The sequence below is a fragment of the Anaerolineae bacterium genome (genome assembly GCA_014360855.1).
In the GTDB taxonomy this organism is placed as follows: domain Bacteria; phylum Chloroflexota; class Anaerolineae; order JACIWP01; family JACIWP01; genus JACIWP01.
In genome coordinates this window covers 11,337-21,778 of record JACIWP010000013.1, presented here as the reverse complement: position 1 = coordinate 21,778, position 10,442 = coordinate 11,337, and the positions used below count along the sequence as shown (strand labels likewise).

Annotated in this window: 8 protein-coding genes and 1 pseudogene (1 of these 9 only partly in view); 3 read left to right on the top strand and 6 right to left on the bottom strand. The window is 64.1% G+C overall.

Annotation, left to right across the window (positions count from 1 at the left end; genetic code table 11):
• Window positions 1-185: 185 nt before the first annotated feature.
• Complete coding sequence (locus H5T60_01510) at window positions 186-1,364, top strand: pyridoxal phosphate-dependent aminotransferase family protein (protein MBC7241106.1); 1,179 nt, start codon at window positions 186-188, stop codon at window positions 1,362-1,364.
• A gap of 58 nt (window positions 1,365-1,422) precedes the next feature.
• On the opposite strand, the gene H5T60_01505 is transcribed toward H5T60_01510, so the two are convergent.
• Together H5T60_01505 and H5T60_01500 are read right to left on the bottom strand one after the other, a co-directional pair.
• Window positions 1,423-4,497, bottom strand: coding sequence for an FAD-binding oxidoreductase (locus H5T60_01505; GenBank protein ID MBC7241105.1), 3,075 nt, complete (start codon window positions 4,495-4,497; stop codon window positions 1,423-1,425).
• Between the two features lie 54 nt (window positions 4,498-4,551).
• Window positions 4,552-5,319: a PocR ligand-binding domain-containing protein gene (locus H5T60_01500; protein ID MBC7241104.1), complete on the bottom strand. Its 768-nt coding sequence runs from the start codon at window positions 5,317-5,319 to the stop codon at window positions 4,552-4,554.
• Window positions 5,320-5,554: 235 nt separating this feature from the next.
• Between H5T60_01500 and H5T60_01495 the strand changes: the two genes are divergently transcribed.
• Window positions 5,555-6,589: a histone deacetylase gene (locus tag H5T60_01495; GenBank protein ID MBC7241103.1), complete on the top strand. Its 1,035-nt coding sequence runs from the start codon at window positions 5,555-5,557 to the stop codon at window positions 6,587-6,589.
• 47 nt (window positions 6,590-6,636) lie between these two features.
• Complete coding sequence (locus H5T60_01490; GenBank protein MBC7241102.1) at window positions 6,637-7,398, top strand: tryptophan-rich sensory protein; 762 nt, start codon at window positions 6,637-6,639, stop codon at window positions 7,396-7,398.
• 13 nt (window positions 7,399-7,411) lie between these two features.
• Here H5T60_01490 and H5T60_01485 read toward each other — a convergent pair whose 3' ends face one another.
• From H5T60_01485 to H5T60_01470, 4 genes and pseudogenes are all read right to left on the bottom strand, one after another.
• A complete protein-coding gene (locus tag H5T60_01485; protein ID MBC7241101.1) occupies window positions 7,412-8,299 on the bottom strand; it encodes a response regulator in 888 nt (295 codons plus the stop codon).
• Window positions 8,289-9,638, bottom strand: a complete 1,350-nt coding sequence (locus H5T60_01480; GenBank protein ID MBC7241100.1) for a glycosyltransferase — start codon at window positions 9,636-9,638, stop codon at window positions 8,289-8,291. Before H5T60_01480 ends, H5T60_01485 begins: the two co-directional genes overlap by 11 nt.
• Entirely contained in the window at window positions 9,635-10,255 is a 621-nt protein-coding gene (locus H5T60_01475) for an archaeosortase/exosortase family protein (GenBank protein MBC7241099.1), read from the bottom strand. The genes H5T60_01480 and H5T60_01475 overlap by 4 nt, the downstream gene beginning before the upstream one ends.
• Window positions 10,237-10,442: pseudogene (locus tag H5T60_01470) on the bottom strand (hypothetical protein) (it continues 424 nt past the right edge of the window). The gene H5T60_01475 and the pseudogene H5T60_01470 overlap by 19 nt, the downstream one beginning before the upstream one ends.

The following is a 10,442-nucleotide window of genomic DNA, read 5'->3' as shown; positions in this document are numbered from 1 at the left end:
ATGGGCCTCAATCACCGGGACCATTGCTTACCGCCCCGGCGCGGGCAATAGGTCTCTTCCGCCTCTAGCGCGTTGCATTTTTGGCAGATGCCCTCTTTCGGGTATAATACATCCTCGAAGCCACCGCCGGCATGACGTTCATTTTCCGCAGGCTTTCCAAGTCGGGGTGTAAAGGAGAACAATCCATGGATCTGTTCCAGAAGTGCTATGAGTTCACCATCGCCAAAGAGGCCATGCGCGAGGGCTATTACCCCTACTTCATCCCCCTGGACGACACCGAGGGCACCGAGGTGACCATCGCCGGCCGGCGCCTCATCATGATCGGCTCCAATAACTACCTGGGCCTGACCACCCACCCCAAAGTGCGCCAGGCCGCCATCGACGCCATCAAGCGCTACGGCACGAGCTGTACCGGCTCCCGCTTCCTCAACGGTACCCTCCAACTGCATATCGAGCTGGAGCAGAAGCTGGCGAACCTGGTCGGCAAAGAGGCCGCGCTGGTCTTCAGCACCGGCTTCCAGGTGAACCTGGGCACCATCTCGGCGCTGGTGGGCCGGCACGATTACGTCATCACCGACAAAGAGGATCACGCCTCCATCATTGACGGATGCCGGCTCTCCCTGGGCACCATGAAGCGCTTCCCCCACAACGACATGGAGGCCCTGGACCGGCTCCTGGCCGGCCTGCCGGAGGATGCCGGCAAGCTGGTGGTGGTGGACGGCGTCTTCAGCATGGCCGGCGATCTTGCTCCCCTGCCCGACCTGGTGCGCATCTGCAAGAAGTACGGCGCCCGCCTGATGGTGGACGACGCCCACGGCATCGGCGTCACCGGCGGCGGACGCGGCACCGCCTGGCATTTCGGGGTCACCGAGGGCGTGGACCTCATCATGGGCACCTTCAGCAAGTCCTTTGCCAGCCTGGGCGGGTTCATCGCCGGCGATGAGCCGGTCATCCACTATATCCAGCACATGGCGCGCTCCTTCATCTTCTCTGCCAGCATGCCGCCGGCCAACCTGGCCGCCGTCTCCGCCGCCATTGACGTCATGCTGGAGGAGCCGGAGCGGGTCCAGCGGCTGTGGGACGTCTCCAACCGCATGCGCACCGAACTGAACCGCATGGGATTCAATACCGGCACAAGCTGTACGCCCATCATCCCGGTCATCATCGGTGACGACATGAAGACGCTGTTCACATGGAAAGCGCTGTTCGAGGCCGGCGTCTATACCAACGCCGTCATCCCGCCGGCGGTGCCGCCCAATCACTCCCTGCTCCGCACCTCGTACATGGCCACCCACACCGACGAACAGATCGACCGCGTGCTGGAGCTGTTCGAGAAGGTCGGCAAGCAGATGGGATTGATCTGACCCCGCCGTATCAAAACGGCCCCCTTCACCCAGAAGGGGGCCGTTTTTCGCGTTCGCCTCACGCCGGCCGGCGCAGGTAATTGATCAGCTTCGGCACCAGGTAGGGCATCAGCTCCGGCAGCATCTTCGACATCAGGTTGTTCATCGCCGCCGGCAGTAAGTCCGGCATGAGCTTCTGCATATCCTCCGACATCGGCACCGCCGCACCGACCTTTTCCAGCATGGTGGGCATCACCTTCGGCATCATCCCCGGCAGTAGGATGGGGAAGAGCGCCGGCATCATGGGCTTCATCACCGCCAGCATGGCGTTCTTCACCGGCGCCGGCGCGCCCTGCACGAAGTGCATCATGCTCCGGAATGCCCCCGGCATGGCCTCGATCATCTCGGGGAACATGCCCTCCATGAAATCGGCCATCGCCTGCGGTTTCAGCAGGTTGATCATGGCCTCAAAGGTAGCCCACTGCCGGAGCATATACGGGTTGGGATCAGGAAGGGAGATACCCAGCGATTCGCAGGCCAGATGCGCCAGATCAATGACCTCCAGGTTGCGCTTGCGCTTGTCATTGGTCACCCGCAACTGTACCTCACAGCAGGGACATGAGGCGACGATTGCTTCTGCGCCGGCATCCAGGGCCTCCCGTAGGCGAACATCCCCGATGCGCTCCGCCACCGTCGGGTCCGCCACCAGGCTCAGTACTGAGCCACAGCAGTGGGCCTGCTCCCGATTATGTTCCATCTCGACGAAGTTCACGCCGGGAATGGATTGGAGCACCAGGCGGGGTTCCTCAAAGATACCGCCGGCGCGCCCCATATGGCAGGAGTCATGCCAGGTAACCGTGCGGGCCGATACTGGTCGATCGAACTGGAACTCGCCGGCGGCGATCTTCTCCGCGATCACCTGGCTATAGTGCTTCGCCTCAATGTCATACGGAATGCCCAGTTTCTCCGCCCACTGCGGGTAAAACGTGTGCCAGGAGAGCCAGCAGGCCGGGCAGGAGGTGACAACCGTTTTGACCCCGCGGGCCTTCATGGCCTCGATGTTATGGCGCATAATCTCTTCCCAGGTGTCCCACAGGCCGGCCACCAGCATGGGGACGCCGCAGCAGGCCTCCTCCTCACCCAGGTAAGTGAATTCCACGCCGGCTCGACGCAGTAGATGAACGGCCCCCTGCGCGATATCCTGTTCCACATAGCTGGCCGTACACCCAGGAAAGTAGGCGATCTCCGCACGCTCCGGCCAGGGCCCCAGCTCCTTGGGATACCAATCCGCACGTTTCTGGCGGAAATTGCCCCAGATATTGTGTTCCTTGCGCAGGGAGGCGCGCATCACCTCGAACGGCGGGAAGGTCATGTGCCCTTCCTCGTGCACCAGCCGGCCGCGCAGTTTCAACCAGCTCGGCTCGATGGGCAGTTCCAGCGGACAGCGCACGTTGCACATCTCGCAGGTGGTGCAGGCCAGGACCGCCTCATCCATCTTGCGGTTCCAATCGGCCTTGCCCTCCATGTACTCCCGCAGGAACTTCCACTTGCCGCGCGGGGACTGGGACTCCCACTCCCGGCCGTAATATTGGTCGCACTGGTCCACGCAGTAGCCGCACTGGGCGCAGGCATAGGCGTACCAGGCCACGTCGTCCGGGATGCCGCGCCGGCCGGCGCCGGCGATCCGCTCCCCGATCGGGTTCCGGGCCATGTTGCCGATGGGCCGGATGATCGGCTCAAATGCCTCCGCCAGGTTCATGAAGCCCGACAACAGCGGCTTGCCGTCCAACACCTTGTGCGGATTGAACAGGTTCTGCGGGTCCATCTGCTGTTTGAAGGAACGCAGTTTCTCCAAGCGCCGGCTTCCCAGCACGTTGGGAGCCTCTTTGGCAAAGTACAAGCCGGTGCTGTAGGCGCGGCCGCCGTTCTCCTTGGCCAGCTTCAGCATGGAGAGGGAGAGCGCATAGGCGAAATTGAAGGTGAGCTTGCGCTGGTCATGGAGGATGAAGCCCAGCAGGGTGACATCGCCGGCCCCGCTGACCATACCCTCGATCGCCATGGGCAGTTTAATGCGTTCCTCCACGCCGGCCAGCATGGAGCCGAGCTTCTCCGCCGGCACCACCACCTCGGCCGGCACAATGCTGGGCCCCAGGCGCTTGACGTGCATGATGTTGAAGCGCTCCGCCCACTCGTGCTGGGCAATGGCGTCATCCAGCATATCCCCGCCGCAGGAGCGCACCAGCTCGGGCAGTTTCGCTTCCACCGCCGGCCGCTGGCTCTCCCAGGCGACCATGAGCAGGATATAGCCGGCCGGCAGTTTCGGCCGCTCCTCCTCCACCACATGACCGTGCTCGATCTTTGGGGGCAGGTTGTTCTTCATCTCGGTCATCTGCGGGGTGATGAAGCTGACCGACCAGAGAGGATATTTCTCCCGGCACAGCTCCTGGACAGCGCGCGCCAGCTCCTGCGGGGAGGAGAAACGCGCCGCCCAGACCGCCTGCGGCTCCCAGGGGCGCACTCGCAGGGTCACGGAAGTAATGAAGCCCGTGATACCTTCGGCGTCGCTGATCAGGTCCAGCTCATCGCCGGCGAAGGTGCGCACCTCGCCCGTCGGCAGGACCACCCTGGCGGAGACCACCGTCTCGCGGAAAAAGCCGTGGGCAAAGGCGCCGAACCCCATACCGCCCTGGGCCAACCAGCCGCCGACGGTGCTGGAGGGGGCGCTGGAGGGGTAGGTGCACAGCGCCAGGCCGCGCTTGTTCAGCTCCTTCTCCAGGGTCTCCCAGACGACGCCGGCGCCCACCGTGGCGGTCTTCGCTTCCGCGTCAATGGCTTCGATCTGGGTCAGCCAGGACAGGTCCACCACCAGCCCGCCGGCGACCGGCAGGACGCCGCCGTAACCGGAGGATGCCTTGGCGCGCGGCACCAGGGGGATGCCGTTCTGCCGGGCGAAACGCACCAGCTCGACGACCTTTTCCTCGCTGAGGGGCTTCACGACTCCGGCCGGCGTGAGGTTGCCGATCAGCGGCGAGACCAGCGAAGGCATGACGCCAATGTCACTGCGGTAGAAGCGCCGCTCAAAGGGGTCAAAGGTGACAAACCGGCCGAACATCTGTCCCAACTGTTCCTGCAGTTGAGGGGCTAATTCACGCATGGTACGCTCTCCTTAGTATATGTATCGAACCGACGACAATAGACGTAGATTACCTTACCGCAGGCTGGCCAGCTCGGCGATATGCTGGAGCCGGCTCAGCAGGGTCACGCGCTGGGCTGTCAGTTCCACGAACGTGGCCGCCACCTTCTTCAGCAGGCCGGCGACCTTCACCTCATCCGCAGGGGAGATCACATGGATGCCCGACAGGTACCGCGACAGCTCATCCTCCGGCACACCCATGGCGCGGGCCACCTCCGGCACCCGCTGACGCACCGCTTCCAGCCCCAGCGCGCCGACGACGAACCCGCCGGCCACCACCCAGGCCAGCCGCTCACCATGCACCTCGACTGGCTCAGCCAGCAGATGCAGGCCGGCATGACACCGCTGGGCCTCCGGGTCCAGGGAGTTTTGCACCAGCCGTGCCCACGATGCCTGACATCGGGCGCGGCCTTTGGGATGCGCGAGGATGTGTTCGCAGAACGCACAGGGGTTGCTGATGGCGGTGAGGGGCTTGCCGGCGGGGTCCACCGAGAGGACGGACACGTCCACCGCCTGGGCGAAGATATCCTGCACCGGCTCCATGCACGACAAGGGCAAACTCTCCACGCCGCAGGGGGCGGATGATCGCCAGGGCTGTCTGTCGGCGGCGGCGCCGGCGCGCTGGCGCGCCAGCCAGGCCTCGATCTCCGCTCGCGAAAAGCGCCACTGCCCGCCGACCTTAAAGCCTGGGAGCGCTCCGCTGTCCAGCAGACGGTAGATCGTGACCCTGTCCACGCCCAGCAGTTCCTGCAGTTGACGCACGGTGAGCAGTTCGTCTGCCATCTTGTCCGCATCTCGTGGATATCAATTCAAGACCAGTATAGTCCTATTTTCGTATGTGTCAAATTTGCTATGAAAAGTTATATAATGTTATAGCATTTTGCTACATCATCGAGCGCGCCTGCGCCGGCCGGCCAGACGCATATCCCGGATGAGCACCTCCACATCGTTGAACTTGCCGCCGGCATATGCTATAATGAGGCAGGCGTGTGAACTCCTCCCATCTGGATAAGACAGGATGACGACCGGCTACGTCTATGACCCCATCTTTCTCGAACATGACCTGCCCGGGCACCCGGAGAACAACCGCCGGCTTCTCGCGATCATGCAGGCGCTGGAGGAATCGGCGCTTCTGCCGGCGCTGACGCCGGTGTCGGCCCAGCCAGTGGATATCGGGCTTCTACAGCGCGTGCATACCCCCCTGTACCGCCAGTACGTGGAGCGCATGGCAGAGCGAGGCGGCGGGTTCCTGGACGCCGATACGTATGTCGTCCCGCGCTCCTACGAGGCGGCGCTGATGGCCGCCGGCGGCCTGGTGGAGGTAGTGCGGGCGGTGCTGGAGGGCCGGCTGGACAACGCCTTTGCCCTGGTGCGGCCGCCGGGACATCACGCTCGGCCGGCACACGGCATGGGCTTCTGTCTGTTCAACAACGTGGCCATCGCCGCGGTATATGCCCTAGAACAGGCCGGCCTCCAGCGGGTGCTCATCGTGGACTTCGACGTGCATCACGGCAACGGCACGCAGGAGGCCTTCTACGAGGACGACCGCGTGCTGTACTTCTCCACCCACCAGTACCCGTTCTACCCCGGCACTGGACACTGGCAGGAGATCGGGGAGGGGCGCGGCCAGGGGTATACGGTCAACGTGCCCCTTCCGTATGGGGTGGGGGATGAGGGCTTCCGCTACATCTTCGTCGAACTGCTTTTCCCGCTGGCGCGGCGCTTCCAGCCCCAACTCATCCTGGTTTCCGCCGGCTACGACGCCCACTGGCGCGACCCATTGGCCGGCCTGAGCCTTTCGCTGAAGGGGTACGCCCAGATTGCGGAGCTACTGCGGATGATGGCGGAGGAACTGTGCGGCGGCCGGCTGGTCTTCACGCTGGAAGGAGGATATGACCTGGAGGTACTGGCATACGGCGCGGCCAACACCTTCCGCGTGCTGATGGGAGTGCCGGCGGAGGAATGCCCTGACCCGTTCGGTCCAGCCTCGGGATTGGAGACCCCGATCAACGGTTTTGTGCGCCAACTGCGCACCTATCACCGGTTGTCCTGAAGACCAAATTTCGTCCATCTCATCTCTCCCATGAAAGGAGCTGCACGATGAACAAAGACCTGGTGCGGCAGTGGCTGGTGGTGGCGGCGGTGCTGGTCACCATTATCGTGAACGCGCTGGCGAACATCCTACCCCTGAACGGTATCTCGACGGGGGAGATTTCCGACAAGTTTCCGGTCTACTTTGTGCCGGCGGGTTATGTCTTCTCCATCTGGGGCCTGATATACCTGGGGTTGGTAGCCTTTGCCATCTATCAGGTACTGCCGGCCCAGCGGGAAAACCCGCGCCTGCGGGCGATCGGCTGGCCCTTCCTCGTGAGCTGTGTGGCCAACATCGCATGGCTGTTCCTGTGGCATTACCAGCAGTTCCTCTGGACCATCCTGGCCATGGTGATACTGCTGGCCTCGCTCATCGTCATTTATCTGCTGATGATGCGCGGTGGGGACACGGTGCCGCCGGCGGAGCGGTGGCTGGTGCGCCTGCCTTTCAGCATCTACCTCGGGTGGATCAGCGTGGCCACCATCGCCAACGCCTCCGACGTGCTCTACTACGTCAAATGGAACGGCTGGGGCCTCGCGCCGGCGATCTGGGCCGTCATTATGATGGTCATCGCCGCCTGTCTGGCCTGGGCCATGGCGGTGCTGCGCGGCGACTGGGCCTACGGCCTGGTCATTATCTGGGCGCTCGTCGGCATCGCTGTCAAGCAGGCGTCCACCCCCCTGGTGGCGAACACCGCGCTCATCCTGGCCGGCGCCTGCGCGGCGGTGGTCGTCCTAGGCCCAATGCTGCGAGGCCGGCGGAGAGCCTGAGAGGCGTCAGGCCTCAGCCGGCAAGCCGCTCCACTCGGACACTGCCGTTGCGCCGCCCTTTCAGCTCGCGCTGGATGCGGGCCAGGTTCTGATACACCGACGCCGGATGGATGCTGGGCCCGTCCAATATCAGCGCGGCCGCGTACAGCTCGGGAACGCCCACGGAGAGGGACATTCCATCGGCCCAGCGGCGCACAGCTTTGGCATACGCTTCGACCAGGGACTGCGCCACCGCCGGCGCCCTGGCCGGATCCATGATGAGCAGGAAATCGTCCTGACCGCAGTAGGCGACGAAATCACCGTAGGCGTTATTCTCCATGTAATCCCGCAGTACGCGCGCCACGGTCCACAACAGACGGTCGCCGGCCTCCACGCCGGCGCGCTCGTTAAACGTGCTCAACCCCTGGATATCCAGGTGGCAAACCGCCGTGGGCTGGCCGGCGGCCAGGCGCGCCCGCAGGACGTAGTCCGCCGTGACACTGCCGGGCAAATCGGCCAACCAGCTCCGCGTGTGGGCCAGGATGCGCTGTTTGATAAGCATCTTGATGCGCCCGTCCAGATGCCCCAGCGGTTCCCCTTTGGTGATGAAATCGTCGGCCCCCAGCTCATGGGCCTTTTGCCGGGCGGAGGCACCGCTCAGGTTGGTCAGGACGAGGATTGGCAGGTCCGCGGTCTTCGGCGCGGTGCGCAGGCGCCGGCACACCTCGTACCCGTCCATGCCCGGCATCATCAGGTCCAGCAATACCACGTCCGGCTCTTCCCGGAAGGTCAGTTCCAGGCCCTCCTGGCCGGAATGGGCTTCCAGGATCTCGTAGTGTTGGCGGCTGAGCGCCAGCCCATACAACTTCAGCGTGTCATCATCGTCATCAATGATCAGCACTTTGAACGTATCATACGCCATCGCTCACCTCCTGTCGCACGGCGCGCCGGCGGAGCGCGGTCAGCATGGCCCGCCAGGCGCGAGCGGTTTCTTCGAGGGGATTCTGCACCCGCCAGGCCGGCGATTCCGTCAGTGCGATGATGGAGCCGGCCAGGCGGAAGATATATATCAGGAAGCGGTACGCCGGAATAAGCCCGACGATCCACCAGTCGCGCCGCAGGCGCTCCCGCACGCGCGCCGGCGCCATCAGATACACGCTGAGATCGGTCAGCAGAGCCATGCCGACATAGAAGAGGTAGATCAGCCCCAGCGCGCTGACGACCAGGCTCAGCGGATAACCGAAGAAGCACAGCGCCGGGAAGATAAAGCTCCACACCAGCCGCGGGAAGAGGAAGGTGTGGTCAATCAGCAGGATGCGCCCCAGCGCCAGATCGCGCAGGCGCAGGACGTTGATATCAATCAGATGCTGGTAGACGGCCGCCACCTCCAGCTCGCCGCGCTGCCAGCGCACCCGTTGGGCATACAGGGCGCTCAGGGACGGCGTGGAGGTGACGAAGACCACCGCCTCCGGGATGCAGGTCAGCCGGCCTCCGCCGAAGCGCTGGCGTATGTCGAAGGTGATCTTGGTATCCTCCGAGACGGTCTGCTTGTCGTAGAGCGGGGTTTCCAGGAGCGCGCGCCGGCGAAAGAAGGAGAAGACCCCGGCCAGGGTGTACAGGCTTTGGCTGAGGGCCTGGCCCTGCCGGCCCAGCCAGAAGGCGGCCAGGTACTCGTGGAATTCGCACTCGGCGATCAGCTCGGGGATGCGGCCGGCCAGCCCCGATTCGGCGGCGGTGAGCACCTCCACCGTGCCAGTGGCCGCCGCCAGCGTGTGGTCCGCCTCGAAATGCCGCGCCATATGGCGCAGGGCATCGGGATGGAGCACTGCGTCGGCGTCCACCGTGCAGATATAGGGATGGCTGGCGGCATGGATGCCGGCATTGAGCGCGTAGGACTTGCCCCGGCCGGCGATGGACATCCAGTGCATCTGGCCGGCAAAGGGCCGGCCGGCATGCTCCTGGAACACGGCATAGGTGTCGTCATCGCTCCCGTTGTCCACCACGATGATTTCCAGCAGTTCATGCGGATAATTCTGCCGGCGCAGGCTCTCCAGGCACAGGCCGAGGGTATGGGCGCCGTTGTAGACCGGGATGATGACCGAAATGCCGGGCCATGTCTCCGGGTCCGGCGCCGGCCGGCGGCGCAGGCGCTGGATGACCACCTGGATAAACTGCACCAATGTGGCCAGCCCGTCCACCAGCACCGGCAGGATGAGCCATACACCCCAGTAAATGACCAGGGCCAACACCCGTTCCTTCATGCCCGCATCCTCGCCATGATCCGATCCGCCAGGCTGTGGATGGTCAGCCGGCTGAACACGTACCAGTACATGCCCAGCATCACCAGCCCGAAGAACAGCAGACGCCCGATAAACGTATGGGCAATCACAATGGACTGCTTGCCGAACGCGTGCAGGATGGCGATGATGGCCACCACCCGCACCAGGTTGGCGCCGAATATGCCCACGGCGCCCAAGACGATCAATCCCAGCCGTTTGCGCAGGCTCCAGCTCGGGTAAAACAGCAGTAGCCCGATCCAGGCGGCGGTCTCCAGCATGCCGGAACATTCCAGGTCCACCCGCACCACCGTCCAGCCGGGCGTCTGTTCCACCACCCAGACGAAGATGTTGTTGGGGGCGGCGCGGAAGAGATAGGTGGGGATGCCCACCAGGTTGCTCAGCGCGTGGCCGGCATAGGCGGTGGCATATTCCATGCCGGCGGCCAGCGGCAGAAGGTGGACGCCGGCGAAAATGAGCAGGAGCGCCAGCCCCACCGAGCCGGTGGTATAGTACAGGAGCCAGATGCGGCTCCGCCAGAAAAAGAGCACCAGCGCCAGCCAGACCAGGGCCGCCAAGAGCATCAGGATGGCCGTACCCATATGAACCTCCCTCGGCGGTACCAGGTCAGAGCGATGAATGCCGCCACCAGCAAACCCAGCAGTGGCCAGCCCAGCACGGGTATGGGGGACCAGGTGATGCTTCCGCTGTCCGGCGCCAGGTCTATGTTGGAGAGATGGCCGGATTGGGTGGCGCCGGCGGCCATGCTGATGGTCTTCCCCACGTCAA